General features: G+C 68.2%; 33 protein-coding genes. 9 read left to right on the forward strand and 24 right to left on the reverse strand.

All coding sequences use genetic code 11. The features are described 5' to 3' along the window. Positions 1 to 17: 17 nt before the first annotated feature. The 3 genes from V9K99_RS06980 to V9K99_RS06990 form a co-directional block, all read right to left on the reverse strand. Positions 18 to 476 carry a hypothetical protein gene (locus V9K99_RS06980; protein ID WP_337323222.1) on the reverse strand — a complete coding sequence of 153 codons (459 nt, stop codon included), beginning with the start codon at positions 474 to 476 and terminating at the stop codon, positions 18 to 20. A 64-nt stretch (positions 477 to 540) separates the two neighbouring features. After that, complete coding sequence (locus tag V9K99_RS06985) at positions 541 to 1,635, reverse strand: PP2C family protein-serine/threonine phosphatase (protein WP_337323221.1); 1,095 nt, start codon at positions 1,633 to 1,635, stop codon at positions 541 to 543. 63 nt (positions 1,636 to 1,698) lie between these two features. Continuing rightward, positions 1,699 to 2,526 (reverse strand): Fpg/Nei family DNA glycosylase, encoded by an 828-nt coding sequence (locus tag V9K99_RS06990; protein WP_337323220.1) that lies wholly within the window; start codon positions 2,524 to 2,526, stop codon positions 1,699 to 1,701. Between the two features lie 10 nt (positions 2,527 to 2,536). Here V9K99_RS06990 and V9K99_RS06995 point away from each other — a divergent pair, with 10 nt between their 5' ends. Next, entirely contained in the window at positions 2,537 to 2,749 is a 213-nt protein-coding gene (locus V9K99_RS06995) for a hypothetical protein (RefSeq protein ID WP_337323219.1), read from the forward strand. Here V9K99_RS06995 and V9K99_RS07000 read toward each other — a convergent pair. From V9K99_RS07000 to V9K99_RS07010, 3 genes are all read right to left on the reverse strand, one after another. After that, positions 2,713 to 3,180 carry a ribose-5-phosphate isomerase gene (locus V9K99_RS07000; RefSeq protein ID WP_337323218.1) on the reverse strand — a complete coding sequence of 156 codons (468 nt, stop codon included), beginning with the start codon at positions 3,178 to 3,180 and terminating at the stop codon, positions 2,713 to 2,715. The genes V9K99_RS06995 and V9K99_RS07000 overlap by 37 nt on opposite strands. Before the next feature lie 10 nt (positions 3,181 to 3,190). Beyond that, entirely contained in the window at positions 3,191 to 3,964 is a 774-nt protein-coding gene (locus tag V9K99_RS07005; protein ID WP_337323217.1) for a hypothetical protein, read from the reverse strand. Positions 3,965 to 4,040: 76 nt separating this feature from the next. Then, positions 4,041 to 4,655, reverse strand: a complete 615-nt coding sequence (locus tag V9K99_RS07010; RefSeq protein WP_337323216.1) for a mycothiol-dependent nitroreductase Rv2466c family protein — start codon at positions 4,653 to 4,655, stop codon at positions 4,041 to 4,043. Between the two features lie 108 nt (positions 4,656 to 4,763). Here V9K99_RS07010 and pepN point away from each other — a divergent pair, with 108 nt between their 5' ends. Together pepN and V9K99_RS07020 are read left to right on the forward strand one after the other, a co-directional pair. Then, positions 4,764 to 7,337, forward strand: a complete 2,574-nt coding sequence (gene pepN / locus V9K99_RS07015) for an aminopeptidase N (RefSeq protein ID WP_337323215.1) — start codon at positions 4,764 to 4,766, stop codon at positions 7,335 to 7,337. 71 nt (positions 7,338 to 7,408) lie between these two features. Next, positions 7,409 to 7,939: a hypothetical protein gene (locus V9K99_RS07020; protein WP_337323214.1), complete on the forward strand. Its 531-nt coding sequence runs from the start codon at positions 7,409 to 7,411 to the stop codon at positions 7,937 to 7,939. Positions 7,940 to 8,009: 70 nt separating this feature from the next. On the opposite strand, the gene V9K99_RS07025 is transcribed toward V9K99_RS07020, so the two are convergent. Further along, positions 8,010 to 9,062, reverse strand: a complete 1,053-nt coding sequence (locus V9K99_RS07025; protein ID WP_337323213.1) for a serine hydrolase domain-containing protein — start codon at positions 9,060 to 9,062, stop codon at positions 8,010 to 8,012. Positions 9,063 to 9,343: 281 nt separating this feature from the next. On the opposite strand from V9K99_RS07025, the gene V9K99_RS07030 reads away from it, so the two are divergent. Further along, entirely contained in the window at positions 9,344 to 10,057 is a 714-nt protein-coding gene (locus V9K99_RS07030) for a hypothetical protein (protein ID WP_337323212.1), read from the forward strand. On the opposite strand, the gene V9K99_RS07035 is transcribed toward V9K99_RS07030, so the two are convergent. The 7 genes from V9K99_RS07035 to V9K99_RS07065 form a co-directional block, all read right to left on the reverse strand. Then, complete coding sequence (locus tag V9K99_RS07035) at positions 10,054 to 10,623, reverse strand: GNAT family N-acetyltransferase (RefSeq protein WP_337323211.1); 570 nt, start codon at positions 10,621 to 10,623, stop codon at positions 10,054 to 10,056. The two genes, V9K99_RS07030 and V9K99_RS07035, sit on opposite strands and share 4 nt — an antisense overlap. After that, on the reverse strand, positions 10,620 to 11,018 hold the full coding sequence (locus V9K99_RS07040; RefSeq protein ID WP_337323210.1) for a DUF5130 family protein: 399 nt from the start codon (positions 11,016 to 11,018) through the stop codon (positions 10,620 to 10,622). The genes V9K99_RS07035 and V9K99_RS07040 overlap by 4 nt, the downstream gene beginning before the upstream one ends. Further along, positions 11,005 to 11,286 (reverse strand): aa3-type cytochrome oxidase subunit CtaJ, encoded by a 282-nt coding sequence (gene ctaJ, locus V9K99_RS07045; protein ID WP_337323209.1) that lies wholly within the window; start codon positions 11,284 to 11,286, stop codon positions 11,005 to 11,007. Before ctaJ ends, V9K99_RS07040 begins: the two co-directional genes overlap by 14 nt. A gap of 44 nt (positions 11,287 to 11,330) precedes the next feature. Beyond that, positions 11,331 to 11,834: a hypothetical protein gene (locus tag V9K99_RS07050; protein ID WP_337323208.1), complete on the reverse strand. Its 504-nt coding sequence runs from the start codon at positions 11,832 to 11,834 to the stop codon at positions 11,331 to 11,333. An 80-nt stretch (positions 11,835 to 11,914) separates the two neighbouring features. Next, entirely contained in the window at positions 11,915 to 12,514 is a 600-nt protein-coding gene (locus V9K99_RS07055; protein WP_337323207.1) for a lytic polysaccharide monooxygenase auxiliary activity family 9 protein, read from the reverse strand. A gap of 113 nt (positions 12,515 to 12,627) precedes the next feature. Continuing rightward, entirely contained in the window at positions 12,628 to 14,745 is a 2,118-nt protein-coding gene (malQ, locus tag V9K99_RS07060; protein ID WP_337323206.1) for a 4-alpha-glucanotransferase, read from the reverse strand. Positions 14,746 to 14,828: 83 nt separating this feature from the next. After that, positions 14,829 to 15,827, reverse strand: a complete 999-nt coding sequence (locus V9K99_RS07065) for a hypothetical protein (RefSeq protein WP_337323205.1) — start codon at positions 15,825 to 15,827, stop codon at positions 14,829 to 14,831. Positions 15,828 to 15,894: 67 nt separating this feature from the next. Here V9K99_RS07065 and V9K99_RS07070 point away from each other — a divergent pair, with 67 nt between their 5' ends. Continuing rightward, a complete protein-coding gene (locus tag V9K99_RS07070) occupies positions 15,895 to 16,695 on the forward strand; it encodes a mechanosensitive ion channel family protein (RefSeq protein WP_337323204.1) in 801 nt (266 codons plus the stop codon). On the opposite strand, the gene V9K99_RS07075 is transcribed toward V9K99_RS07070, so the two are convergent. The 5 genes from V9K99_RS07075 to V9K99_RS07095 form a co-directional block, all read right to left on the reverse strand. Next, positions 16,595 to 17,299, reverse strand: coding sequence for a GNAT family N-acetyltransferase (locus V9K99_RS07075; RefSeq protein WP_337323203.1), 705 nt, complete (start codon positions 17,297 to 17,299; stop codon positions 16,595 to 16,597). The two genes, V9K99_RS07070 and V9K99_RS07075, sit on opposite strands and share 101 nt — an antisense overlap. A 136-nt stretch (positions 17,300 to 17,435) precedes the next feature. Continuing rightward, positions 17,436 to 17,864, reverse strand: a complete 429-nt coding sequence (locus tag V9K99_RS07080) for an OsmC family peroxiredoxin (protein WP_337323202.1) — start codon at positions 17,862 to 17,864, stop codon at positions 17,436 to 17,438. A 28-nt stretch (positions 17,865 to 17,892) separates the two neighbouring features. Then, the gene (locus V9K99_RS07085; RefSeq protein WP_337323201.1) at positions 17,893 to 18,312 is read right to left on the reverse strand and encodes a globin; all 420 of its coding nucleotides are present in this window, start codon (positions 18,310 to 18,312) and stop codon (positions 17,893 to 17,895) included. A 15-nt stretch (positions 18,313 to 18,327) separates the two neighbouring features. Next, complete coding sequence (locus tag V9K99_RS07090) at positions 18,328 to 18,747, reverse strand: acyl-CoA thioesterase (RefSeq protein ID WP_337323200.1); 420 nt, start codon at positions 18,745 to 18,747, stop codon at positions 18,328 to 18,330. Further along, the gene (locus V9K99_RS07095) at positions 18,744 to 19,181 is read right to left on the reverse strand and encodes an acyl-CoA thioesterase (RefSeq protein WP_337323199.1); all 438 of its coding nucleotides are present in this window, start codon (positions 19,179 to 19,181) and stop codon (positions 18,744 to 18,746) included. Before V9K99_RS07095 ends, V9K99_RS07090 begins: the two co-directional genes overlap by 4 nt. Positions 19,182 to 19,282: 101 nt before the next feature. On the opposite strand from V9K99_RS07095, the gene fabG reads away from it, so the two are divergent. Beyond that, positions 19,283 to 20,038 carry a 3-oxoacyl-ACP reductase FabG gene (fabG, locus tag V9K99_RS07100; RefSeq protein WP_337323398.1) on the forward strand — a complete coding sequence of 252 codons (756 nt, stop codon included), beginning with the start codon at positions 19,283 to 19,285 and terminating at the stop codon, positions 20,036 to 20,038. A 12-nt stretch (positions 20,039 to 20,050) separates the two neighbouring features. Beyond that, positions 20,051 to 20,506, forward strand: a complete 456-nt coding sequence (locus tag V9K99_RS07105) for a MaoC family dehydratase (RefSeq protein ID WP_337323198.1) — start codon at positions 20,051 to 20,053, stop codon at positions 20,504 to 20,506. Here the strand turns inward: V9K99_RS07105 and V9K99_RS07110 are convergent. Continuing rightward, a complete protein-coding gene (locus tag V9K99_RS07110; protein ID WP_337323197.1) occupies positions 20,503 to 21,387 on the reverse strand; it encodes a GNAT family N-acetyltransferase in 885 nt (294 codons plus the stop codon). The genes V9K99_RS07105 and V9K99_RS07110 overlap by 4 nt on opposite strands. Before the next feature lie 109 nt (positions 21,388 to 21,496). Next, positions 21,497 to 22,405, reverse strand: coding sequence for a GNAT family N-acetyltransferase (locus tag V9K99_RS07115; protein ID WP_337323196.1), 909 nt, complete (start codon positions 22,403 to 22,405; stop codon positions 21,497 to 21,499). A 256-nt stretch (positions 22,406 to 22,661) separates the two neighbouring features. On the opposite strand from V9K99_RS07115, the gene V9K99_RS07120 reads away from it, so the two are divergent. Then, a complete protein-coding gene (locus V9K99_RS07120) occupies positions 22,662 to 23,207 on the forward strand; it encodes a hypothetical protein (RefSeq protein ID WP_337336374.1) in 546 nt (181 codons plus the stop codon). Here the strand turns inward: V9K99_RS07120 and V9K99_RS07125 are convergent. Beyond that, the gene (locus V9K99_RS07125) at positions 23,198 to 24,172 is read right to left on the reverse strand and encodes a helix-turn-helix transcriptional regulator (protein ID WP_337323194.1); all 975 of its coding nucleotides are present in this window, start codon (positions 24,170 to 24,172) and stop codon (positions 23,198 to 23,200) included. The two genes, V9K99_RS07120 and V9K99_RS07125, sit on opposite strands and share 10 nt — an antisense overlap. Positions 24,173 to 24,226: 54 nt before the next feature. Between V9K99_RS07125 and V9K99_RS07130 the strand changes: the two genes are divergently transcribed. Then, positions 24,227 to 24,805, forward strand: coding sequence for a TIGR03086 family metal-binding protein (locus tag V9K99_RS07130; protein WP_337323193.1), 579 nt, complete (start codon positions 24,227 to 24,229; stop codon positions 24,803 to 24,805). Between the two features lie 3 nt (positions 24,806 to 24,808). Here the strand turns inward: V9K99_RS07130 and V9K99_RS07135 are convergent, their stop codons facing one another. Together V9K99_RS07135 and V9K99_RS07140 are read right to left on the reverse strand one after the other, a co-directional pair. Beyond that, on the reverse strand, positions 24,809 to 25,564 hold the full coding sequence (locus V9K99_RS07135) for an SDR family oxidoreductase (protein WP_337323192.1): 756 nt from the start codon (positions 25,562 to 25,564) through the stop codon (positions 24,809 to 24,811). Further along, the gene (locus V9K99_RS07140) at positions 25,564 to 26,784 is read right to left on the reverse strand and encodes an acetyl-CoA C-acetyltransferase (protein WP_337323191.1); all 1,221 of its coding nucleotides are present in this window, start codon (positions 26,782 to 26,784) and stop codon (positions 25,564 to 25,566) included. Before V9K99_RS07140 ends, V9K99_RS07135 begins: the two co-directional genes overlap by 1 nt. Between the last annotated feature and the right edge of the window lie 3 nt (positions 26,785 to 26,787).

Raw genomic sequence — 26,787 nt, forward strand, 5'->3', positions numbered from 1 at the left:
AAGTCGCCACTTGCACATCAAGGTGCACAGGCCTGCAGCTGGGTCGCGGTCGCGATGGTGGCCTCGATCCAGCGGCGGCGCAGGAAGTGGGCCTTGAGCAGCCGATGGACGCCGTCGAGGACGACGAGACGGCCGCGATACGCGACCAGGTTGATCGGGAAGTCGAGGTCGGCGTCCATCACGCGCTGATAGTGGGCGCGGAAGTTCATCGGAGTGGCAGCGACCTGGTTCGGGGTGACCTTGAACCGTTCGCCGTCGAGCTGCCACAGCGGCAGGTCGAACATCCAGATCAGGTCGGCAACCTCCACCGGCTCGACCTTCAGATCGAGTTCCCACAACTTCTCCAGCTGCCAGTGGTACGGCGGGAACGCGTCCCGGACCTCGTCCGGCATCGACGCGAGCAGCTCATCGAACGAGACGTCCGGCGCAGCCCGATCAGCGTCCACGTCGAACGAGACATCTTTGTCGATCGTCACGACCGTGCAGGCTACGCCATCCCCGGAGCCATCCCCGGAGCCATCCCCGGAGCCATCTCCGGAGCTAGCCGAGCGCCGCGCGATGGATGATCACGATCGCGGAGTCGTCCCCCGGCCCGCCGGCCGCCTCGACCAGTTCCGCGGCACCGCCCTGAAACCCCTTGGCGACCAGGCGTTCCGCGTGCCCCGCCAGCCGGTCGGTCCCCCGCCCGATGTCCCGCAGCGGTGTCTCGACCATCCCGTCGCTGTACAGGAACAACGCGTCCCCCGGCTTCAGCAGCCCGTGGTTCACCGTGAAGTCCGGCGTCTCCACCAACCCGAGCAACGGCCCGTCGGCGTCCCGCGTCTGCCATCGCCCCGACCACGCGTCGAACTGGATCGCTGGCGGATGACCGGCCGTCCGTACGTCGAAGTCCCCGGTCTTCAGGTCGACGGCGACATGAACCACGGTGGCGAAGTCGTCGTCCCAGTCCTGGCGCCGCATGTACTGGTTCGCCGACGGCAGGAACTCCGCTTCCGGTACGACGCCGAGCAGTCCACCGAACGCACCGGATAACAGCAGCGCCCGGGTGCCCGCGTCGATTCCCTTGCCCGAGACATCGACCAGCGCGACCTCGAGCCGGTCGCCGCGAGTCGTCGACACGACGAAGTCACCGGAGAACTTCGACCCACCGGCGGACCGGATCGCAGCCTCGGCCCGCCACCCGGCCGGCAGGTCCGGGAGTTCACCCTGGGCCGTCAGCGTCTCGCGCAACTCCATCAGCATCGACTCGCCCCGGGTCCCCGATACGCCGAGCCGGCTGCGGACCTTGGCGCTGGTGATCACGATCCACCCGACCACCCCGAGCACCAGGACGAAGCCCATCTTCGGCAACGGCGGCGGCCGCGACCAGACGACGTACGAACCGAACGCCAAGGTGATGCAGGTCAGCGCGACCAGTAGCCGGAAGCGCAGCACCAGGCCGCCGAGCAACAGCGGGACGATCAGGGCCGAGGCCGGCACATGCGCGGGCCAGGCCAGGCTGAAACCGGCGATGACCACCGACATCAGCAGCAGCGCGACGAACGCCAACTGGTGGGAGCGACGCGCACGCCGGACCAGCGCCTCGACCCGGCGACCGATCCGTCGTACGCCCGCGAGACCGCCGCTCCTGTTCATGGTGTGAAGAAGATAACGGGACTGGCCGGTCCGCGCATCCAGTCGTAACACAACTGATGACTGTCAGCTCTTGCGAGTGAGGCCGGCGCGCTGGCACTTCGGGCACCAGAACAAGTTGCGTCCGGCCAATATCTCGGTCCGGACCACCGAGTGGCAGACGTGGCAGCGCTGCCCTTGCCGGCGGTACACGTACACCTCGCCGCCGTGGTCGTCCTGGCGTGGATCACGGCCCATCGCCTCGGGGGTGTGGTCGTCGGCAACGGTGTCGATCCGGCCGGTCTCGACGCCGTACTTCATCAGCTCGAGCAGGTCGTCCCACATCCCCTGCCATTCGCGCTTCTTCACCAGGTGGCCGCGTGTCATCGGGTGCAGCTTCGCCCGGAACAGCACCTCGGCACGATAGACGTTGCCGACGCCACTCAGTACTTCCTGGTCCATCAGCAGTTGCCCGATCGGCAGCTTGCTGCGGTGGATCCGTTTCCAGGCCAGCTCGGGGTCGGCGTCGTCGCGCAGCGGATCCGGACCGAGCCGCGCCATCAACGCCTCACGTTCGGGATCGGTCAGCACCTCGCACACGGTCGCTCCGCGCAGATCGGCGTACGACGTCTCGTTCTGCAACCGGAGGCGGACCTGGCCGACCGGTGCGGGGACCGGGGCCGACCCGAAGTCGACCTTGCCGATCAGGCCGAGGTGGATGTGCAGCCAGCCGGCACCCTCGAAGTCGGCCAGGAAGTGCTTGCCGTGCGCCTCGGTCTGCCGCAGGATCTGGCCGTTCAGCCGGGCTGCGCCGTCGGCGAACCGGCCCTGCGGACTGGACGCCTGGACCGGGCGGCCGCCGAACGCGTCCCAGACGTCGTTCGCCAGGCGGTGCAGGGTGTGACCTTCAGGCATGATTCCTCATATGGGGATGACAAGTGGTGCCAAGGGCCGGAGCGGTCCGCCCACGCCTGCCGTGGTCGGAACCGCTCGCTCGATGCGGGCCCGGGACGTCTCCCGCCCGCGGCAGCCGGTCAACCGCCGGCCGGTCGAGGCCAAACAGACCGGCGACGACAAGCCAGAGAACGGCGAGCCGACCGATCAGGGCAGCGGCGGGAGCTCGCCGGTCGACTCGTAGGCGGACAGCATGTCGATCCGGCGGGTGTGCCGGTCCTCGCCCGAGTAGTCGGTGGCCAGGAACGTGTCGACGAACCCGGTCGCCTCCTCTTCGGAGTGCATCCGCGCTCCGACGCTGATCACGTTCGCGTTGTTGTGCTCGCGCCCGAGCCGCGCGGTGTCGGTGCTCCAGGCCAGGATCGCCCGGATCCCCTTCACCTTGTTGGCGGCGATCTGCTCACCGTTGCCGGAACCACCGACCACGATGCCGAGACTGCCTTCCTCCTTCGCCACCGCCTCACCGGCCCGCAGGCAGAACGGCGGGTAGTCGTCGATCGCGTCGTACACGGCCGGGCCGTGGTCGACGACGTCGTGCCCGGCACCCTTGAGGTGCTGGACCAGGTGGTTCTTCAGTTCGAAGCCGGCATGGTCGGAGCCGATGTGCACTCGCATGGCCTGCAATCTACTGTCCGCCGCCTTGCGCGCGTACGCCGCCTGGCACTGTCAGCTCCGCGGTCAGCCGCGTCACCTCGGCGTAGGCCGTCTCGTACGGCGTTCCGGACGGGTGCAACGTGAATACCGCGACGATCGTCCGGTCCCCCGGCCCTACAGTCCCCGTGGTGTGCAGGGCATCGCTGACCAGGTCCAGCGGGGCATCGACCGGCTTGGCCGTGTCCGAGCGGTAGCCGCTCGACCCGAGGAAACCGGACCAGCCCTGCTTGATGCTGAAGTCAGGATCGAAGACCGATGCGATCCCGAAGTACTGATCGAAACCGTCGGTGCCGAGGCGGGTCGGCTGATGCAGCAGGCCCATCACGAACTGCCGCACCGGCTCAGGTGCCTCGTCCAGGATGTATCGATAGATCTGAACGGTGTCGGCGGCGGTGATGGCGACGTACCCCCAGAAGCCCGGGTGGGTGGCGGGCGGCCCGGCCGTGTGGGTCAGGCCGAGCCGCTTCACCATCCGGTCGACGATGGCGGCACCACCGAGTTCCTCCCAGTAGTAGCTCGCCGCGTCATCGTCGCTACTGCGCAGCATCACCTCGAGCCGGTCCCGGTCCGCGGCCGGTACGTCGTATGCCGGAGCGCGGTCCCAGAGATAGTCGAGCACGATGAGCAGCTTGACCACGGACGCGGACCGAAACCGGTGGTCCGCGTTGTCCTTGTGGACGAACTGCCCGGTACGACGGTCGAAGACAGCGATCCCGGCACGTAACGTCATCTGGTACCTACTCACCACTTGAGGGAACTCTTTGGTGAGCAACCTTCACCAGCCGGACCGGCTCGAAACAAGCCTTGAAGTAGAGACCGAATCAGTCGAAGATCGGGCCGCGATCCCGGGTCCGCTTGATCTCGAAGAAGCCCTCGGTGCCGGCCACCAGCCGGACGCCGTCCCAGAGCTTGCCGGCCGCTTCACCCTTCGGTGCGGGCGTGACCACCGGGCCGAAGAAGGCGGTGCCCTCGACCGAGATGACCGGCGTACCGACCTCCATGCCGACCAGGTCCATGCCGGCATTGTGGGACTTCTTCAGCGCATCGTCGTACCGGTCGGTGTCGGCGGCCTCGATCAGCGACGGCGGCAGGCCGACCTCAGCGAGGGCCTCCTTCACCACGTCACCCTTGCCGTCGCCGACCCCGCGGCCGTCGACGTGGATGCGCTGGCCGAGTGCGGTGTAGAGCGGCAACAGCACCTCGTTCCCGTGCGCCTGCTCGGCCGCGATCAGGACCCGGACCGGGCCCCAGAGGTTGACCAGATTGGCCTTGTACTTCTCGGGCAGGTCGTCCCGCCCGTCGTTCAGGACGGCGAGGCTCATCACGTGCCAGGTCGTCTTCACATCGCGGACCTGCTCGACCTCGAGCATCCAGCGAGACGTCATCCAGGCCCAGGGGCAGGCCGGGTCGAACCAGAAATCTGCGGGGGCAGTCATATTCACCATCATACAAAATCGAACAACTTGGCACCGGTTTGGTATCCATGGCCAATGTCGCGGGGAAACCGTCGGCGAAGCGGGCAGCCAGGTGCATAGGATGCCGACATGCCTGGAACCAACCTGACGCGCGACGAGGCGCGTACCCGTGCCGGCGTGGTCAGCGATGTCGAGTACGCGATCGAGCTCGACCTGACCAACGCCCCGAGCGGCGCTCCGACCTTCCGGTCGGTGACCACCATCACGTTCGCCGCCACGGCCGGCGCGAGCACCTTCGCCGACCTGATCGCGGAGAAGGTCCGTGAGGTGACCCTCAACGGCCGCTCGCTCGACCCGGACACGGTGTACGACGGCGCCCGGGTCCAGCTGGACGGGCTGGCGGACCGCAACACGCTGACGGTGGTCGCGGACTGCACCTACTCGCGCACCGGTGAAGGGCTGCACCGCTCGGTCGACCCGGCCGACAAGGAGACCTACCTCTACACGCAGTTCGAGGTGCCGGACGCCCGCCGGGTGTTCACCACCTTCGAGCAGCCAGACCTCAAGGCCCCTTTCACTTTCACCGTGTCCGCACCGGCCCGCTGGGTGGTCATCTCCAACGCGCCGACGCCCGAGCCCACGTCGTACTCCGGTGCGAACGGTGAGGAGCTGGCCCGCTGGGAGTTCCCGCCGACCGAGCGGATGTCGACGTACATCACCGCGGTGGTGGCCGGGCCGTACCACGTCGTCACTGACGAGTACGTCGGGCCGCACGGCAGCTATCCGTTGTCGCTGCTCTGCCGGCCGTCGCTGAAGGACTCGCTCGACGTCGACGATCTGTTCGAGGTGACCAAGCAGGGCTTCGAGCTGTTCGAGAAGGCGTTCGGGACGCCGTACCCGTTCCACAAGTACGACCAGGCGTTCGTGCCTGAGTACAACATGGGCGCGATGGAGAACGCGGGCTGTGTGACGCTGCGGGACGAGTACATCTTCCGCAGCCGGACCACACACGCCGAGATGGAAGCGCGCGCCAACACCGTCCTGCACGAGCTCGCGCACATGTGGTTCGGCGACCTGGTCACGATGACCTGGTGGGACGACCTGTGGCTGAACGAATCGTTCGCCGAGTGGGCCAGCCACTGGGCGCAGGCCGTTGCCACTACCAAGTACGCCGGGGCCTGGACGACCTTCTGCAACGCACGGAAGAACTGGGCCTACCGGCAGGACCAGCTGCCCTCGACGCACCCGATCGCCGCCGACATGGTCGACTTCCACGCGGTCGAGGTGAACTTCGACGGCATCACCTACGCCAAGGGCGCCTCGACGCTGCGGCAGCTGGTCGCGTTCGTCGGTGAGGACACCTTCATCACCGCGCTGAAGGAGTACTTCTCCGACCACGCGTTCGGCAACACCGAGCTGACCGATCTGCTGAAGCCGCTGGAGAAGGCGTCCGGGCGCGACCTGGACGACTGGACCGAGCGCTGGCTGCGCACAGCCGGCGTCAACACGCTGCGGGCCGACTTCGCGGTCGACTCCTCCTCCGGTGCCTTCACCTCCTTTGCGATCGAGCAGACCGCGGCGGAGAACTTCCCGGTCCTGCGGCCGCACCGGCTGGCGGTCGGCCTGTACCGCCGTACCGACGAAGGACTCGTCCGGACCGAGCGGTTCGAGGTCGACATCGACGGGCCGCGCACCGAGCTGGCCGAGCTCGTCGGCGCGACCCAGCCCGACCTGGTGCTGCTGAACGACGACGACCTCACCTACGCCAAGATCCGGCTGGACGAGCGGTCCCGGGCCACGCTGGTCGAGTCGATCGACCAGCTGACCGAATCGTTGCCCCGGGCCCTTGCCTGGGGTGCGGCCTGGGACATGACCCGCGACGCCGAGATGCCGGCCAGCCAGTACGTCGGCATCGTGCTGCGCGGCATCAAGGCCGAGACCGACCTGACCGGCGTACGAGCGCTGCTCACGCAGGCGACCAGCGCGATCAACCTGTACGCCGCCCCAGACAACCGGCCGGCGTTGCGGGCGCAGTTCGAGGAGACGCTGGCCGAGCTGCTCGCCACCGCCGAGCCGGGCAGCGACCACCAGCTCGCGTTCGCCCGGGCCTACAGCTCCGCGGTGTTCTCCGACGCCGGCAGCGACCGGCTGGCCGCCTGGCTCGAAGACCGCGACCTGCCCACGGGACTGGTCGTCGACACCGATCTGCGCTGGACGCTGATCGTCGCACTGGCCCGGCTCGGCCGGATCGGCGCCGACGAGATCGAGGACGAGCTGACCCGCGACACCACGATCACCGGGCAGGAGCGGGCCGCGCAGGCACGGGCCGCCCGACCCACCGCCGAGGCCAAGGAAGACGCGTGGCGGATCGCGGTCGAGTCCGGAGACACCCCGAACGAGACGCAGTTCCGGACCATCCTCGGCTTCCAGCAGCCCGGCCAGGAAGAGCTGCTGCGACCGTACGTCGAGAAGTACCTGAACGCGGCCAAGGACGTGTACACCCGCCTCGGCTCCTCGATGGGTGAGAACGTCCTGGTCTACCTGTCACCGCGCAACCTGGCCGAGCAGCCGACACTGGACGCGCTCACGTCCTGGCTGTCGACGGAGTCGTCCACAGTGGACGCTCCCACCCTGCGCTACGTCAGCGAGGCCCAGGCCGACCTGACCCGCGCTCTGGCGGCCCAGGCCCGCGACGCGAGCTGAACACAACACCGGCGGTCTCTCACTGAGACCGCCGGTGTTGTGTTGGACCGAGTAGGGGTAAGACTGGGGCGGTGCCCGCTTCTGACCCCGCCCTGGCCGGTGCGGCAGCCGTAGCGCTGACCGGACTGGCCGAGGCGTACCGCCCTCGCCCTGTCACTCCGCTGATGCCCTGGCGCTATCCGCATCGCCTGGTGAAGCCGTACATCATCACTGCTCGCGGACGGCAGTGGGACGACCAGATGGTCGAGGCCGCCCGCGCCACCGCCACCCGGCAGCTCGAGTTCGACGATGCGATGGGTGCGGTCGGGCTCGGCGTCGTCGTACTGCACCTCGGTGACGACGGCATCTACCTCGTCGTGCAGAGCTGGGCGAAGGACTTCCAGTCCCGGCAGAGCATCTTCAGCGGGATGGACGTCGACGACCTCCGGCCGGCCCCGATCGGCGCGGCCCCCTGCGTCTGGGAACTCGAGGTCCTCAGCCACGAACGAGCCTCCTACGTCAACCACATCCTCAGCGCCGACGTCGACGTAGACGCCTGGCTCGACGATGCCCTCGACACCCGCCCGCAGCCCAAGTCCGACGGCATCCCGTCCGGCACCTAGTCGCAGATCGCGTTGTCGATCAGGGTCTTGGCGGTTCGTTCCTGGGCGAAGACCGCGTCCATTGAGTCGTTCAGTTGGGTTGACATCGAACGACCACGGTGTGGCGGCCGTCGGCGGTGGAGGCGAGGCGGGTTTTGTAGCCGATCTGGTCGCCGCCTGGGATCCAGACCGTGCCGCCGCAGGACAGGTTGCGCGAGAAGACGCCCAGGCCGTAGCGAGCACCGGGCCAGATCTCTTCGGCGCTGCCGTCGGTCGGGACTGTCCGCATCAGCTCGCGCAACTGGGCCGGCTTCAGGAGCCGTCCGCCGAACAGGGCTCGCACGAAGATGTCCAGGTCTTTGACCGTTGAGATGTAGCCGCCTGATGCGTCCGCGTCGATCAGTTCGGTCGTGTCGGTGTACTCGCCTGCGGTGAACCGCGTGTACCCGTGGGCGTGCGGTCCGGCGATCCGTGGGTTCGTGCCGGGGAAGTAGGTGTCGCGCAGGTTGAGCCGACGGACGATCCGCCGGTCGACTTCGTCGTACCAGGTCCGGCCGGTGACGGCCTTGATGACCAGGCCGACGAGGTCGTAGCCGGTGTTGGAGTAGCTCCAGCCCTCCCCCGGCTGGAAGTCGGGTGCGTGGCTCAGCCCGGCCCGCACGATCTCCTCCTCGGTGTGGATGAGGTACCGGCGTTCGTAGTACTGCTGCGCGTTCTCGATGTTCGGGAAGTAGCCGTCGTAGATGCCGGCGGTGTGCTGCAGCAGGTGCCGGACGGTGATCCGCCGGCCGTCGTACCCGTTGCCTTGCACGAGACCCGGCAGCCACTTCTCGACCGGGTCGTCCAGGCCCATCCGCCGCTCGGCGACCAGTTGCAGTACGACGGTCGCCACCAGCGTCTTGTTGGTGCTGCCGATCCGGAACCGGCCATCTGGTCGCGGCGGCCGCTCGGTGTCCAGGTCGGCCACCCCGCTGACCGCCGTACGCGACCCGTGCGGTGACGTCTCCCGAGCCAGTACGCCGGTGACGCCGACGGCCCGGATCGCGTCGGCATCCCGCTGCAACGTGGATCGCCCGGCCACGGCATTCGCCGGTACGACGGACGCCGCGAGCGTCACCGCGATCGTCAGGATCAAAGCCCTCATCAGCCCTCCAGTAGGTCAAGCATTTGCCTGGAGGTTTTCAGCGCCGGGGAATTCTCACCATCGCCCACGGACCCGGACAGTGGTAGCGCGAACGCTACCGGTGAGGATCAAACGATTGTTCTTCGGCGGAAAGTGAGGAATCGACTGCGGCCCGCGATGCCCTTGGCCAGAACGAGATTCTCATCACCTGAGCAGTACTCATTTATGCAGTGGTTCGGTTTAAGCTGCACGGAAATATCCGCCACCGGGGAATCTGGGGAGGGACCTTTGCCGTGACACCCGTGGATCACCGGAGGCCGCCCGCCCGCGCCGCCCGGAGACAGCAGAAGAGCCCTTCCCGGCAGAGTCATTCCCAGCACAGCGTCCATGCGCGCAAGCCCCAGCGCTCGCACAGCGCGGTCGGCGCGGCGATCGTGGCCGCCGCCGCGATGGTCGCCGTGTTCGCGTTCATCCTGACCCGGGGCGCATCGACCCCGACCACCGACGAGGGTCTGGGAGCAGGCGCCGCGGCAAACGGCGGTGGCGGAGCACCGGTGGCGAGCGTGCCGACCCAGAGCACGGATCCATCTCCGTCGGTGAACACGTCCAAGGCGGATCGCAAGCCGCCGGCCTCCTCGGTCGCGCCGAAGACCAAGGCAGAGACGAGCGCGACGCCGAACACCGGACCGACCTCGCCGGCCTTCAAGCGCGGCCAGTGGATCGTGGTGATCGAGAAATACCCGACCGACGTCGGGATGGCCGCGGACCAGACCGCCAAGGACTTGGCCATCAAGATGATCAGAGCCGGCATCCCGGCGAAGGCGATGCTGGTCGACGGGCAGTACCCGGGGATCGCCAACAGCTCCCTGGAGCCGGTCACCGACACCTGGATCGTCTATCTGGGTCCGGGCACCTCGTCGGCGCAGATGCTCGACATGTGCTCCGCACCGAAGACACAGCGCGCCTACCCGAGCCCGGCCTGCCCCACCTTCGAGCCAGCCGGTGCGCCCAACTAAACGACAGGGTCAGTAGCCAGTCGGGCGTGCAGGTGAGAGTCGTGCCGCTCGCCGGTCGGCTCGACGAAGAACTCGCGCATGGTGCCTTCCAGCTGGAACCCTGCGCGTACGGCGACATGGCATGAGCCCTCGTTGACGAGGGCGTGGTCCAGCGACAGCCGATGCAGACCCAGTCCGTCCTTGGCGAACGCCCAGCGCGCTGCCGCATCCAGTGCGCGAGCGGCGAGCCTGCGGCCGCGTGCGGCCGGGCTGACCCAGTACGCGACGACTGCCTGATCAGGCAGGCGGTTGACCTCGCGGACGGACACCGTGGCGAGCACGTAGTCGCTGGACGCGTCCGCAACCGCGAAGACCGCGTTGCCACGCGCCCAGCCGTCGACCCGTGTCTCGAGCCACCGTTTCGCCCGCTGGTCCGCGGGCGTGCGGATCACCGCCGTACCTGCGGTCCAGCGAAGGATCTGCGGATCCTGCAGCGCTTCAGCGACCGCCGGCTCGTCCGACCACGCGAACGGGCGCAGGACGATGTCGTCCAGCTCGATGCGGTGTGGCTCGAGCCGCTGGCTCACTGCTTGTGCGGCTCGTTCGCGTGCAGTAGCGGGGCCTGGTGAGCGTGCTGGCCAAGCTGCTGTACGCCGGTGACCAGACCGCCGGTCAGGTCACCAGTGGCGAACGAGGTCTGCATGGCCAGCGCGGCCAGACCGGCCGAGGTGTCCGAGAGCTGCCGCTTCGCGAGGGCACCGGTGACGATCTCCAGCCGGCGTCCGGCCGGGTCGACGTACACCAGGACCGAGTGGTCCGGGTCGTCCAGCTCGTTCAGCAGCTCGAGGGCGAACGGCCGGGTCTCGGAGTCGGCGCCGCCGACGTACACGGAGAAGTGCAGGCCGGAGACCTCCTCGGCGTGCCGGACCGCCCTCTCGATGTCGTAGAGCTGGTCGGGGTTGAAAGCGTCACCAGCTGGCACTTGCGCCTCCGGTCGAACGGGCGACGCCGGAACCGGCGGTCGCGGTGGTCCCCGGTGCACCTGGCAGCTCGGGCAGTTTGGCCGGGTCGGGCTTGGTCGCGGTCGGCCCGTTGATCCAGACCGGCGGAGCCCACCAGGACAGGCCTGGGCGGTACCGCGGTCCGTTCGCGATCGACGGCGCGAAGACCAGCAGCGCCACCACCGCGATGACCAGTGCGGGGATGCCGACGAAGATCAGCAGGCTGTGCCCGGAAACTTCAGTGATCACACCCAGAGCCTAATCCCCCGGCTCCCCGCACCAGTCAGCGCCTCTCAGCAACCGCCGCAGTTGTAGTACGTCACATCCCAGTGATTGCTCTCGAGCGCGTAGATGTTGCCTGCGCCGCTGCGCCACTGAGCGGCTCCGTCACCACGGTCCGCGATCCGGGTGAAGGTGTTCCGGATGTAGTTGCCGACACAGGTGTAGAGCGAGAAGTCGACCTTGTACCCGTTGCGGTGGCTGTAGGTTCCGCTGGCGTGGCCGACCTCGGTGCCGCCGGTGAGGTTGATGGCGCATCCACTCGCCTGCTTCAGCGTGCGGACGCCGTACACGGTGGTGTCGTTGATGTTGGTGAAGGACGTGCAGGTCGGGTTGTTCCAGTCGGAACAGTTGCCGCTGGACGACCAGGTGATCCCGGCGGCCCGGAAGATCGCGGTCGCCTGCGAGTGCGTCATCTTGGTGACCGCGGCGGCCTGCTCGACGGCGACCACGCCGGGCAGCAGTCCGGCGAGTACGGCGACGACCGGAACGAGAACCCGGCGGAGCAGAGTCTTCATGGGGACACTCCTTGAAATAGGGGCGGTTATTTCAAGGAGTGCACTGCCCAGGAAAGATATTGACGAAACGTCAGGCTGAATCAGAAACGAACATCCGAACACTGGTAGAAGGCATTCGCCGTGTCGTGAATGGTCCAGACGGCGAGGATCATGTGCCGCCCGGTCCGGCCGGACGGAACGGTGCCGGGATGACTGACGTTGTTGGCCGGCCGGCCGCCGTTCATGGTGACGGTCAGGAACGGATTCAGGTCGAGCGCCGAGCGGGTCAGCGGAGCGTTCTGATTCCAGCCCTGCTTGGTGATGTAGTACTTGAAGTCCGTGGTGGCGTGCGGTGCGGTCAGGTACCAGCGGAAGTTGTAGTTCTGACCGGCCGGCAACTGCTCCGCCGGCCACGCTCCCCCACGCTGATCATCCAGCTGGGCGAACTGGGCCAGCCCGGCGGAGCAGAGCTTGCCGTCGGCCGGACCGGCCGCCGGGAAGCCCTTCGGGCCTTCGACACTCTGCGGCTCCCACTGGATCTGGCCGCAGTTCTGGACGGTGCCGTTCTGGCAGTGCTTGGCGCGACTGGTCGGCCCGGTGGTGTAGCCGTGGCCGTACGCCAACGGGACAGAGGTGCTGACCGTCAGCGCCAGGGCACCGACGGCGATTCCGGCCAGGCTGAGTTTCCGTGCTCGCAGCATGCGGACAACTCCTTCAACTGTTGGGGCGGAAAGACAGTGAAGGAAGGCGCCTTCTCAAGAGATAGAAAACAACCGTTCAAATCTATTGTCAACAGCTCGTGACCGAGCGGTGACTAAATGTTGAGGGCGCCGATCAACCGGCGAAGACGCTGGTTGTTCGGCAAATCCTCGATCAGCACCGGCGACCCGTCCGGTCCACCGAGCGGCACCCGCCAGTTCGGGTACTCATCCGTGGTGCCCGGCTGGTTCTGGGTACGACGCTCACCCACGGCATCCGTCAGCGCCACACCGACCAGCTTCGCCGGGGTGTGAGCGACGTACCGGTGAAGCGCCTCGACGATGCGCTCGACGTCGCCGTCGGTGTTGCTCAGCAAGTGCCGCTCGCGCAGGGCGTTGAGCCACGAGTCCCGGTCGGCCTCGTCCACCTCGAGTTCCTCGGCGACTGGCCTGGTCAACAGGCCGAGCTGGTTGCGCAGCTCCACGTGGTCGCCGGCCAGGTAGCCGGCCGTCGGAGGCAGGTCGTGGGTGGTCACAGTCGCCAGGCACAGCTCACGCCAGCGCTCCGGTGCCAGTGGCTTCCCGTCAGCGTCTCGCTCGAACCACAGCACCGACGTACCGAGGATGCCGCGCTCGGTCAGGTAGTCGCGCACCCACGGCTCCACCGTGCCGAGGTCCTCCCCCACCACGGTCACACCGGCCCGGGTGGCCTCCAGAACGAGGATGCCGACCAGCGCCTCGTGGTCGTACCGGACGTACGTGCCCTCGGTCGGGCGCTCCGGCGACGTCACCCACCAGAGCCGGAACATGCCGAGGATGTGGTCGATCCGCAGCCCACCGCCGTGCCGCATCACCGCACGGACCAGGTCCCGCCAGGCGGCGTACCCGGTCTCGGCCAGCGCGTTCGGGCGCCACGGCGGCTGCGACCAGTCCTGGCCCTGCTGGTTGAACGCGTCCGGCGGAGCACCGACGTGGATACCGGGTGCCAGCACATTCTGCAGCGCCCACGCGTCCGCACCGTCCGGATGTACGCCGACAGCCAGGTCATGTACGACGCCCAGCGACATGCCGGCCGCCTTGGCCCGGGCCTGCGTGCGGGCGAGCTGCTCGTCCAGCTGCCACTGCAGCCAGCAATGGAACTCCACCGCGTCCGGGTTCTCGTTGCGGAAGGCAACGACAGCCGGAGCGGTCGGCTCCCGCAGTTCCTCAGGCCACTTGCTCCACTCCGGCCCGTGGACGTCGGCGATCGCGGCCCAGGTGGCGAAGTCGATCAGCCCCTGGCTCTCCCGGTCGCAGTAAGCGCCGTACTCCGCTATCCGCCCGATCGACGGCCTGACACCGAACAGGAGTTGCAGTGCCTCCCGCTTGGCCGCCCACACGGTGTCGCGGTCCAATGCGGTCGGGTCCTCACTCAGCGCCCGGGTCTGCAGGCTCAGGGCCCGGACTCGATCCCGCTCGGCCGGCGCGAGGTCGCCGTACTCGTCGATGTCCTCGATGCGGAGGTAGATCGGGTTGCCGAAGCGCCGCGAGGCCGGCAGGTACGGCGAGGGCTCCATCCGCCCGGCGGTCTCCGCGGCGTGCAGCGGGTTCACCAGCACGAAGCCGGCGCTCAGGTCGGTGGCGGACCAGGCAGCCAGATCGGCGAGGTCGTGGAGGTCGCCGATGCCCCAGGACCGGCGGGAGCGGACGGAGTACAGCTGAAGCACCCAGCCCCAGGTGCGGTGAAGCTTCTCCGGCTCCAGCTTGCGTGGGGTGACGATGAGCGTGCTGACCGAGATCTCCGGGCTGCCGCCGATCCGCGCGCACAACCGGTGGTAGCCGATCGGCAGGTCGCCCGGGAGCTGGAACGTCGCCTCACCGACCTGGATGCCGTCGATCCACTCCGGCTCGACCCAGTGGTCCTGCTGCACGACGTCCCGCCGGTGCCCGCCATCCTCCAGGTCCACCCACACCTCGGCGGTGGACCCGTGCGGCAGGTGTACGGCGAACCAGGGCGTCCAGCCCTCCCGCATCACCAGGGTGGGTGGCAGCGTACGACGCCAACGCGCCTGGCGGTGTGCGTCCAGCGCCTCGGCCGCCTTCTCCGGCGTGGAAGCGTCCACACCGAGTGCGGCGAGTACGGCGGCCACCACCTCGGTGGAGACGATCACATGCTCGCCCTGCCAGTTCCAGTACTCCGTCGCCACGCCATGGGCAACCGCTAGCTCGACAAGGGCCGGAGTAGGAGCAGTCACCTCAGCGAGTCTGCCGCATCAACCGCCCTTCTGCGTAACGCCGCGCGCCGTAGGTGGTGGCTGGACCATCAGACACCGCTTGGTTACCGGTTCGCGCGTCTGCGACTCAGCAGGAGTACTGCGACCAGCAGGACCGCGGCGGCGACCACCAGACCGATCGCCACGCCGGCCATGTTGTCTGTGAGCTGGTAGAGGGCGGTCGGCCAGATGACGAGGAGGATCGCGCAGCCCACCACCGCGTACGCCGACGCGTGCCGGCGACCGTAGGCGACCAAGAGGGCGGCCGGACCGGCGGTGCCGACGGCCAGCGCCATGATCTCGCCACGGTCCTGGATCAGCCAGCAGATCGACGAACTGAACATCGCCGCCCCGGCCAGCGACCACGCGGTCACCTGGTCCCGGAACAGTCCGAGCATCGCCATCACGAACGCGACCAGGATGAAACCGGTCCCGGCGATGCCCGCGCTGTTGTCCGCCGTCCCGGTGTCCGGAGTGAGGACATCTGCCGTGATCACCAACACACCGACGGCCAGGATCGCAAAGGTTGCCACTAGCAACGATGAGCCGGCCAGCCACCACAGCCCGGCCGCGGCCAGCGCGAGCGCGACGGCGACCCCGACGATGCGACCGGTCTCGCCTTCGATCGCGACGTACACGGCGAACCCGGCCACGCAGCATCCCAGCGACGCCAGCGCCGAACTGAGCTGCTCGTTGCGCCGCAACACGCCGAGGACCGCCGCCACGCCGAGCAGGATCACGGCGGCGCTCGTACCGGTGCTCACGCGGGCAGCGCGCCCCATCTCACCCCAGTTCGCCACAGTGAGCAGTGCGACCGCACCAAGGAGTAACGCCCCGCCGATGTAGCCGAGCACCTCGATCAGCGCACTCGAGTGCGTCGCCGTCGGCGGAGTCTTGGGCTTGGGAGGCGGCTCGGCCTCGGGTTGCGGCCGGGCTCGTCCGGGGTCGGCCAGCGCGGCCGTGACCTCGGCGTCCGCGGCGTCCCGCAGCGCGTCGGCCTGGTACTGGCGCAGCACACCCGCGCTCACGAGCCTGGACAGCTCGTCATCCAGCCGGCTGGGCATGCGATCGTCTCCCTTGTCAGCCTTACTAAGATCGGGCGGCGAGATGCCTATTCTGACCAGCTACCCCGTGTCCTTAGTCAGTCACCCCCTGTTTTCGCTGCCGGAGGCCTTCCCGACCTTCTTCCGGTACGGCAACGACGGCAACCTGGAGGTGACCGACCAGATCGTCGTCGTCCCGGCCCGGATCGCCGGGCTGATCATCGGCTTCTTCGTGCTCCGATGGGTCCTGCACAAGGTGATCCGCCGGTTCGCCCGCCGGACCGGGAACGGTGCCGTCGCCGGCGTGCTGTCGAAGTCGAAGATCGGCCAGGGGTTCGTCGAGAACACACTGGCCAACGAACGCCGGACCCAGCGGGCCGAGACGATCGCCTCGCTGTTGTGCAGCGCCGTGACGATCGTGCTGAGCGCCGTCACGGTGGTGATGGTGCTGGCCGAGCTGGGCTTCAACATCATGCCGGTGATCGCGTCGGCGAGCATCATCGGTGTCGCCCTCGGCTTCGGCGCGCAGACACTGGTCAAGGACTTCCTGGCCGGCGTCTTCATGATCTTCGAGGACCAGTACGGCGTGGGCGACCTGATCGACATGGAGAAGGCGACCGGTGTGGTCGTTGCGGTCGGCCTGCGGATCACGACCCTGCGCGGCGACGACGGCACCACCTGGTACGTCCGCAACGGCGAGGTCCTCCGGATCGGCAACCTGACCACCCGCGACCCCGAAAGCACCGCGCCCTCCGGCGTCGGCAGCGCGGCTGAAAAGGCCGAAGAGGCTAAGCCGGACGACGAAAATGTGGTGACCGGAACACCGGACGGAAGCCGAGCTTCAGATACAGCCGCTCAGCGGCCGAGCCCTCGACGACCTGCAAGGTGAGCCGCCCGCCGGCCGCATCCCGCCGCGCCTGGCCCAGCAACCTCGTGGCCAGGCCTCTCCCCCGGTACGCCGGTTTGGTCGCGACCGCGTAGATGCCGTAGACCTCCCCGGTCCGGAACACCAGCGTGATCGAGGCCGGGTCGCCGTCGACCCGGAGCAGGTAGAAGGACTGATCCGGGTTCGCATAGTTGTGGAGCGCCATCTCCCGGAGCTTCTGCCGCCACCAGCCGATGTCCGGATCGTCCTCACCCAGGAAGGCGGCGGCCTGTACCTCGGCGAAGGCCACCGCGTCCTCGTCCGTGCTGACGGCGTCCAGCGGGTCACTCTGGTCCGGCTCGTCTGTTGACTCCATGTGCACCAGCACCTCGGCCGGCTCGAACCCGGCGGCCGTCAGCCGCTGCTCCCACCCGTAGCCGCTCCACGGCACCAGCCGCACGGCCGAAATCCCGTCCGGAATCTCGGCAGCCGCCGTCAGCGGGATCCAGCAGGAGAAGAAGTCGTCCTCGCCGACCACCTCGATGCCGGCATCGGCACGCCGTACTTCACCCCGGTGGGCGGCCAGGAAGGCCAAGTGGTTGTCGAGCAGCGCAACGTCATCTGGCACAGGCGCAGTATGCGCCCGGTCGCCCGGCGCCGTCTGGCGGGAACACGACAACGGCCCGCCACCTGCTGCCTCGGGTGCTCCCCCATCAGCACGCCGCCCGCGCAGAGAAGCTGCGCGGGCGGCGGGTCGGTACCGCTCAGGCGGTGAAGCTGACCTCGAGCGTGATGGGGGCAGCGAGCGCCTGGGAGACGGGGCAGTTCTTCTTGGCGTCCTCGGCGTACTGGGCGAACTCGTCGGCGGTCAGGCCGGGGACCTTGCCGTTCACCGAGAGGTGGCTGCCGGTGATGCCCTCGCCCGGGACGAAGGTCACGGCGGCGGACGTGTCGAGCGACTCCGGCGCGTGGCCGGCCTTGGCCAGGATGTTCGAGAGCGCCATGTTGTAGCAGCTCGAGTGGGCGGCGCCGAGCAGCTCCTCCGGGCTGGTCCTGCCGCTGGCCTCGGGCTCGGTGCGGGCGGCCCAGGTCACGTCGAAGCTGCCGAGGCCCGACGACTCGAGGGTGACCTGACCGGCCCCCTCCAGCAGCGAACCTTCCCAGTGGGCCTTGGCGGTACGGGTTGCGGCCATGCTCGTGTTGTCTCCTTCGAAGAGAGGTTCAGCGGCCGGACACGTCGATCGCGCCCGGGTACTGCGGTTCGTCGGTGTTCACCATGCTGTGCGCCGCCATCACCATGTAGGTCCAGATCTCCTCGTCCCGATCCGGTGGCAGTGCGATCTCGTCCAGCGCGGCACGCATGTGGCCGAGCCAGCGGTCCCGGGCGCTCGGGGTGACGGCGAACGGGGCGTGCCGCATCCGCAGCCGGGGGTGCCCGCGCTGCTCGGAATACGTCCGTGGGCCGCCCCAGTACTGCTCCAGGAACATCCGGAAGCGCTCCTCGGCCGGGCCGAGGTCCTCCTCCGGGTACATCGGGCGCAGCTCCGGGTCGGCGGCGACGCCGCGGTAGAAGGCAGCCACCAGCCGGTGGAACGTCTCTTGCCCGCCGACAGCGTCGTAGAAGCTCAGTTGCTCAGTCATAACAACCCCAGTGTCTCAAGCCGTCATAACGTGCCCGAGCAGGGCGTCCCGTTCGCCGTCCGCGAGCGGCCGCTTGACGTGTGTCTCACCGTCCACGGTGACGATCACCGACACCGCCTTCGCGTACACGTCCTCGCTCTCCCCGCTCCGGTCGACGATCCTCGAGCCGAGCGTGTACGACGTCGTACCGACGGACTCCACCCACACGTCGACGTCGTACGGCGGATGCCTGAGCAGGATCGGTCGCAGATAGTCGACGGTCTGGCTGACCAGGACACACGGGTGATCGGCGAAGAAGTCGCCCGTCGTACCGATGACCTCGGACAGGAAGGCGATCCGGGCCTCCTGCAGGTAGTCGAAGTACCGGACGTTGTTGACGTGGTCGTAGGAGTCGATGTCGGACCACCGGACCAACACCGGATGTGTGAAGGTCATGCGCCCACCAGTTTCGTCAGGGCCTCGCGTTCGACCGGGCTGATCCGGCGCAGGCGGTTGGCGGCGAAGTCGAACGGGACCAGCCGGGTCCGTGCCTCGACGTACGTCGTCCGCTCCGGCTCAGCGTCCAGGATCTCGTAGTCGACGGTGAACGAGGCGGCCTTGATCTCGCTGATCCACAGCTCGATCCGGACCGGTTCCGGCCGGAAGTGCAGCGGCGCGCGGTAGTGCACCTCGTGCCGGGCCACCAGCAGGCCGGTCTCGAGGAGCTCGGCGCCGAGCTCTTTGGCGGTCCGGAACAGGAAGTCGACCCGGGCATCCTGCAGGTAGTCGACGTACCTTCCGTTGTTCACATGGCCGAGGGCGTCCTGGTCACCCCATCGCAGCGGGCAGTGATACACGTGGCGGTTCTCACCGGTGCTGTGATCATCCACACGGCGATCATCGCATCCTGGGTCCTCCCGGCGTGACGGAGCGTGGGTAATGTCATCCCCGGTATCACAGAGCCGTGAGCATGGACCGATGGGAGCAGGCGATGACGCAACAGCGGGTGGCGATCGTGACCGGGGCGGCCCGGGGAATCGGCGCGGCCGTCGCGCAGCGGCTCGCCAAGGACGGGAACGCGGTTGCCGTCCTCGACCTCGACGAGGGTGCCTGCGAGGCCACCGTGAAGGCGATCACCGAGGCCGGTGGCAAGGCGATCGCGGTCGGCTGCGACGTCAGCAAGTCCGACCAGGTCACCGCCGCGGTCGAGCGGGTGGTGTCCGAGCTGGGCGCACCGACGGTCCTGGTGAACAACGCCGGCGTGCTGCGCGACAACCTGCTGTTCAAGATGTCCGAGGACGACTGGGACACGGTCATGTCGGTACACCTCAAGGGCAGCTTCCTGATGTCCAAGGCCTGCCAGGCCCACATGGTCGAGGCCGGCTACGGCCGGATGGTGTTCCTGTCCTCGACCTCGGCGCTGGGCAACCGCGGCCAGGCGAACTACGCGTCCGCGAAGGCCGGCCTGCAGGGGCTGGCGAAGACGCTGGCGATCGAGCTGGGCAAGTTCGGCGTCACCGCGAACGCGATCGCGCCGGGGTTCATCGAGACCGACATGACGGCGGCCACCGCGGCCCGGGTCGGCGTCGACTTCGAGGAGTTCAAGAAGGCGACCGCCGCGACCATCCCGGTGAACCGGACCGGTACGCCGGACGACATCGCCGCGGCCGCGTCGTTCTTCTGCAGCGAGGAGGCCGGTTTCGTCTCCGGCCAGGTCCTGTACGTCGCCGGCGGACCGCGAAACTAAAGGGAGCAGCAGATGGCGCAGTCGTTCACCGGCATCGACGAGGTCGTGCACGCGGTCGGCACCCAGCTGGGCGAGACCGAGTGGCTGGAGATCACCCAGGAGCAGGTGAACACGTTCGCCGACGCGACCGGCGACCACCAGTGGATCCACGTCGACGTCGAGCGCGCGAAGAAGGGCCCGTACGGCGGCACGATTGCGCACGGCTATCTGACCCTCAGCCTGATCGCGCGCTTCGGTGACGAACTGTTCTCGATCAGCGGTGTCACCGCCAAGCTCAACTACGGTGTCAACAAGGTCCGCTTCCCGGCTCCGGTCCCGGTCGGCTCCCGTGTCCGCGCCAGTGCGTCGATCTCGAACACCGCCGAGACCCCGGCCGGCATCCAGGTCTCGCTGAATTGGGTGATCGAGATCGAGAACTCCACGAAACCCGCCTGCGTCGCGGAGACCGTCGTACTGCTGGTGCCTTAGAGCGGGCAGATCAGCACTGCGTGGGTGGCGACGCGGTAGTAGCCGAGCCATTCGTTGACCGCGATCATCGGGGTGTTGCCGTCGTAGTTGGCGGTGTAGGCGGCCTGCACTCCCGCGTCGGCGGCCCGGCGCAAGGCAGCACACTTGACCAGCTTGGCCAGGCCGCGACCGCGGTACTCGGGCATCGTCGCCGTCATCTTCGACCAGATCCTGGTGTGGTCGCCGTTGCCCAGGGTGAACGCGATCACCTGGTCGTGGTAGACGGCCGCCATGCTCAGCTCGAGCACCATTGCCGGTGACTTCCAGACGCCGGCGAGCCAGTCGTCGTACGGCCGGGTGGTGATCTTCGCGTCACCCGGTTTGGTGCGCTGGGCGACCAGATCCGCCTCGTAGAGCCGGCGCGGGTCGACCTCGTTCAGCGGTGTGAGGTTCACTCCGGTCGGCACTCCGGGGAGGTCTGGTGCCTTCCGCGGATCGATCCCGGCGTAGTGCACCTGCCGCGTCTGCCGGTAGCCCCAGCGCGCCGCCCACTCGACCGTCGACGGGTCGGCGAACACCCGCGCGCTCGTCGCCCCGGCCGATCGCAGCTCCTCGTGCGTTGCCTCCAGCAACTTCGCACCGATGCCCCGGCCGCGGTGGTCCGGCCGGACCAGCACCCGCAGCTGCCCGGCCAGCGGATCTGATCCCGCGATCAGCTCCGTCAACGCCCAGCCGACCACCTCGCCCGCGTCCACAGCGGCGAAGGTGCCCCGGCCCGGAACGGGAGCAGACGCCAGCCCGCGCTGGAGCGCCGAGGCCGTGACCACCAGGTACGGCGCATGCGCGTCGTGCAACGCGATCGCGCCTTCCACATCCCCCGGCTCAGCACGCCTGATCTCCATGCGAACTCCTTCGGCGAAGTTCTCCGGAACATAACGCGGTACCTGGTGCGTACCGAATGCGAAACCGATTACAGCTCTGTCTCAGCGCATTCTTTACGCGCCTCGAAGATCAGCCGCCGAGCGGTCGCAGCAGTCCCATCTCGGTCTGCACCCGGCGGTAGCCGAGCCAGTTGTTGATGGCAAGCATCGGGCCGTTCTCGTCGTCGTTCGACGTGTAGGCGGCGGTGATCCCGGCCGCGGCGCAGCGACGCAGCGCGACCGACTTCACCAGCTTCGCCAGCCCACGGCCCCGGTACGACGGAATGGTCCCGGTCATCCCCGACCAGGCCCGGTCACTGTCGGTTTCGACCGCGGTGAAACAGGCCACCTCGTCACCGGCCAGCGCGGCGATGCTGAGCGACTTGTCGAGGGACGGACCGTTCCAGATCTCCTCGAGCCAGCGGTCGTAGTCGATCGAGTCGAGCGGAGAGTCACTCGGTTCGTCCAGTGTCGCGACCGAGTCGGCGACGTACGCCTGCCGCGGGTCCAGCTGATCCATCGTCACCAGCTCGATGCCGTCCGGGGTCGGCGGCTGGTCCGGCAGGACGCGTGGATCGACGCGCGAGAAGTGCATCTGCCGCGTTCCGTCGTACCCGCGATTGCGGGCGAACTCGAGGCCGTCGGGATGCACGAAGGCTCGCGCCCGGACCGCGCCGACCTCACCGAGGTGCTGGTGCAGCCGATCCGCGAGCGCACTTCCGATGCCCTGCTTGCGATGGTCCGGATGGACGTAGATCGCGACGTGGCTCTGCCCCGGTTCGCTGGTCCAGATGTTCAGCCCAGCCGTTCCCAACGCGACCAACTCACCGCCCGACTCCGCGACGAGAGCGAGGAAACGCTCACTCGGCGCCGGCGCGGTGATCATGTGCCGGGTGGCCGCCGGCGACATCACCTTGTACGAGTAGACCGCGCGCCGTACCGCAGTCACCGCGTCGGCGTCGTCACCCACGGCCGACCGGATCCTCACCCCTGTCGTCATGCCCGGACCCTAACCAGCAGGTGGGTCGGCCGCCACGGAATAACGGCCGGCGACGAACAGCAACGCGATCGCAACAGGTGCGCGCTCACTGTGATTCTGCCGTGTACCCGACTGGCACTAGAGTGGCCCGGTGCTGTTGGACTGATCGCCCCGACCGCCGGAAGTGCCATCGTGCTGGGACACGACGTGGTCACCGGCGGCGGGCGGCCCGCGGGCCCTTGACAGACCCCGGGTGCGACAGGAGTAAATGGCCAACATGCACATGACTGATGGAGTGGCGGCCGCCGAAGTGCTGGCCGGTCTGATGGTGTCCGACCAACCGCGGCCCGAGTTCACCAAGGCGTTCGAGCCCTTCGCACCGTTGATCGGCAGCTGGGATCTCGATGTCAGCTGGTACGACGACGCCGGCAACGTCACCCGGCAGACCAAAGGTGAATGGCATTTCGCCTGGGCCCTCGACGGCCGTGCGGTCGCCGACATCTGGATCACTCCCAGCCGGGCTGCCCGTGCAACCGACGGCGACGGCGAATGGGGTCTCACGATCCGCATCCACGACCCGGAGCTCCAGGCCTTCCGCTCCACCTGGATGGGTCCGAAGCACGCCTTCGTGATGACGTTCATCGGTCACCCCGGCGAGAACTCCATCACCCTCGACGCCCGCGAACCTCTCGCCACCAAGACCCGCTGGATCTTCACCGACATCAGCGAGACGGGCTTCCATTGGCGCAACGAGGACGAAGATGCCGACGGCACCGTCATCGTCCGCCAACGCTTCGTCGCGACCCGCCCAGCTCAGCCGTAGAGCTCGAGAGCCGCGGTGGCGAGCTCCAGCATGCGTTCGCGTATCTCGGGCGGCTCCAGCACCTCGACATCGGTGGCGAACCCCAGTAGCACGCCACACGCCGCCTCACGCACCCGGAAGTGCATGGCGAGGTGCGGCCACTCGTCGTCCGACGGCACGTCTCGCGCCTGTTCTCCCTTGGCCAGCATCGGCGTGGCAATCCGCCGTACCTGATCAACCCGCTCCGGTCGCACCCGCACGACCACCTCCACCCCGACCGGCAGGTTCTGCTCGAGTCCGGAGCGCAGGCGATCCCACTCCGCCTGCAGGTCCAGGTCGATCGGCCGATCAGCGAGTTCTTCGAGTACGTCGACCTGCTGCACCCGTGACACGCGATACATCCGCGCTACCCCACGATGCGCCGCGACCAGATACCACCGGCCGGCCTGCTCAACCAGCCCCCACGGATCGACCGTACGACGCTGAGGCCGCCCAGCACTCGCCGACGCGTACAGCACTCGCACCCGTCTCCGAGTCACCACCGCTTGCCGCAGTACCGGCAGAGCTCCGGTGTCCTCGATCTCCGCGAACCAGCGGCGACGGTCCACCACGATCGCACCCGACAACGCCTCGGCATCATCCTGAAGCGCCAGCGGCAGCGTCGACGACAGCTTGCCCATCGCGGACTGCAACGCGTCCCGCAGCCCGAGCTCCTCCGACAGCGCGGCCCGCCCCGACCAGGCGAACAACGCCTGCGCCTCCCGCGGCGTCAGACCGCTCACGTCAGCGCGATATCCGGGCAGCAGCACACACCCGCCATTGCGACCGCGCTCGGTGTACACAGGTACGCCGGCCGCAGACAAGGCCTCCATGTCCCGCATCACCGTCCGCGTGGAGACCTCCAGCCGCTCGGCCAGCTCCCGCGCACTCAACCGCGCATGCCGCTGCAGCAACAGGATGATCTGCAACAACCGGTCCGCTCGCACAAGGCCAACAATATGGGACAGAAGATGTCTTATATAGGGCGCGAGGCTGTCACCATGACAGATCTCGTGAACGATCCTCGCCCCATGTTCATCGTCGCCCTGGACCAGACCCAGCGACTGATCGACACCGTCGGACCAGCCGACCTTGCCCTGCCCACCCCGTGTCCCGAGTACGACGTACGCACCCTGCTCGGGCACCTGCTCACTGTTGCCGCCCGCGTCTCTCTGGCCCTGAACGGTGGCAATCCGCTCGAGATCCCAACGGTCACGACCGGTGTCGACGACGTGCCCGCCGCTTTCAAAGAACGTCGTACGGCGATCGACGAGACCCTCTCGGATGACGCCGTACTGACCAAGATCTGCAAGTTGCCGTGGGCAACGCTCCCCGGCTCGGCCGCGATCGCGGCGTACACCGGTGAGCTCGCCACCCACTCGTGGGACCTGGCGAAGGCGACGAACCGCCTGGATCTGCTGGACGACGCGATCGCCACGCACTGCCTACCGCTGGTCCGCAAGTTCCTGCCGGCCGAGCCGCGCGGCGGCGACCACATCCCGTTCGGCCCCGTCGTACCGGTCGCCGACGACGCATCGCCATACGACCGGCTGGCCGCCTGGCAAGGCAGGCAGCCGTAAGCGCTAGCCGACGATCCCGCCGTTGAGGGTGAGGCCGCCGTCGATGGTGATGGTCTGGCCGGTGATCCAGGACGCCTCGTCCGACAGCAGGAACCACACCAGCGAGGCCACGTCCTCCGGCGTACCCAGCCGTTGCAACGGGTACGTCGAGGCGACCTTGTCCTCACGGCCTTCGTAGAGGGCTCCGGCGAACTTGGTCTTCACCACCGCCGGAGCCACTGCGTTGACCCGGATCTCCGGAGCCAGCTCGACCGCCAGCTCGGCCGTCACCCGGGACAGCATCGCCTTGGTCGCGCCGTACCAGCCGATCCCCGGTGACGGCGACAGGCCGGCCACCGAGGACAGGTTGACCACCGCACCGCCGTGAGCGCGCATCCACGCGTCCCGGCAGGCCTTCACCCAGGCGATCGTGGCCAGCACATTGGTGTCGACCATCTTGGTCGCGACCACCGGGTCGACATCGAGCAGCTTGCCGTAGATCGGGTTGATGCCGGTGTTGTTCACCAGCAGGTCCACCGACCCGTACGTCGCCACCGCGGCGGCGACCACACTCGCACGATGCTCCGGGTCGGCCGCCTTGCCCGCGACCGCGAAGGCGTGATCGCGGCCGCCGAGTGACTTCACCGCCTCATCGAGCGTCTCCTGGGTGCGGCCGGTGATGACGACGCGCGCGCCATCGGCCACCAGGCGCTGCGCGATCGCCAGCCCGATCCCCCGGGACGCTCCGGTGATGATCGCCGTACGGTTCTCCAAGGACATCAGCTGAGCCGCTCGAGGATGACTGCCATCCCCTGGCCGCCGCCGACGCACATGGTCTCCAGACCGAACTGCTTGTCCTCGAACTGCAGCCCGTTCACCAGCGTGGTCATGATCCGCGCGCCGGTCGAACCGAACGGGTGGCCGAGCGCGATCGCACCGCCGTGCACGTTCAGCTTGTCCTCGTCGATGCCGAGCTCACGCGCCGAGCCGATCACCTGGACCGCGAAAGCCTCGTTGATCTCGACCAGGTCGATGTCGTCGATGCTCATCCCGGCCCGGGCCAGCGCCTGCTTCGACGCCTCGACCGGTCCGAGGCCCATGATCTCCGGCGAGAGGCCGCTGACACCGGTCGACACGATCCGCGCCAGCGGGGTGAGACCGAGCTCGCGGGCCTTGGTGTCGCTCATGATCACGACCGCCGCGGCACCGTCGTTCAGCGGGCAGCAGTTGCCGGCCGTGACCGTGCCGTCCGGCCGGAACACCGGCTGCAGTTGGCTGACCTTCTCCAGCGTGGTGCCGGCCCGCGGGCCGTCGTCCTTGCTCACCACGGTCCCGTCCGGCAGCGTCACCGGGACGATCTCGCGGTCGAAGAAGCCGTTGCCGATCGCCTTCTCGGCCAGGTTCTGGGACCGGACGCCGAACGCGTCCTGATCAGCCCGGGTGATCCCCCTGAGCGTCGCCACGTTCTCCGCGGTCTGGCCCATCGAGATGTAGATGTCCGGGATCTGCCCGTCCTGCCGCGGGTCGTGCCAGGTGTCGTTGGTCTCGGCGTACTTCTCGGTCCGCTGCACCGCGTCGGCGAAGATCTGGTTGAACGAACTCGGGTCGCCGACCCCGGCCGAGCCGAAGTTCTTGTACCGCGACACGCACTCGACGCCGGCGCTGACGAAGACGTCGCCCTCACCGGACTTGATCGCGTGGAAGGCCATCCGCGCGGTCTGCGTCGACGACGCGCAGAACCGGTTGACCGTGGTCGCCGGCGTGTTGTCCCAGCCGAGCTGGACCGCGATCCGGCGGGCCATGTTGCCGCCGTGCTCGTCGTGCGGCTCCGCACACCCGACCGCCAGATCCTCGATCTGGTCGCCGGTGAGGCCCACCTTGCCGACCGCCGCCTGGATCATCTGTACGGCGAGGTCGTCCGGACGGATGTCCTTCAGCGACCCCTTGTACGCCCGGCCGATCGGCGACCGCGCGGTGGACACGATGACTGCTTCAGGCATCTC

Source organism: Kribbella sp. CCNWLW201 (genome assembly GCF_037203805.1).
Taxonomy (GTDB): Bacteria; Actinomycetota; Actinomycetes; order Propionibacteriales; family Kribbellaceae; genus Kribbella.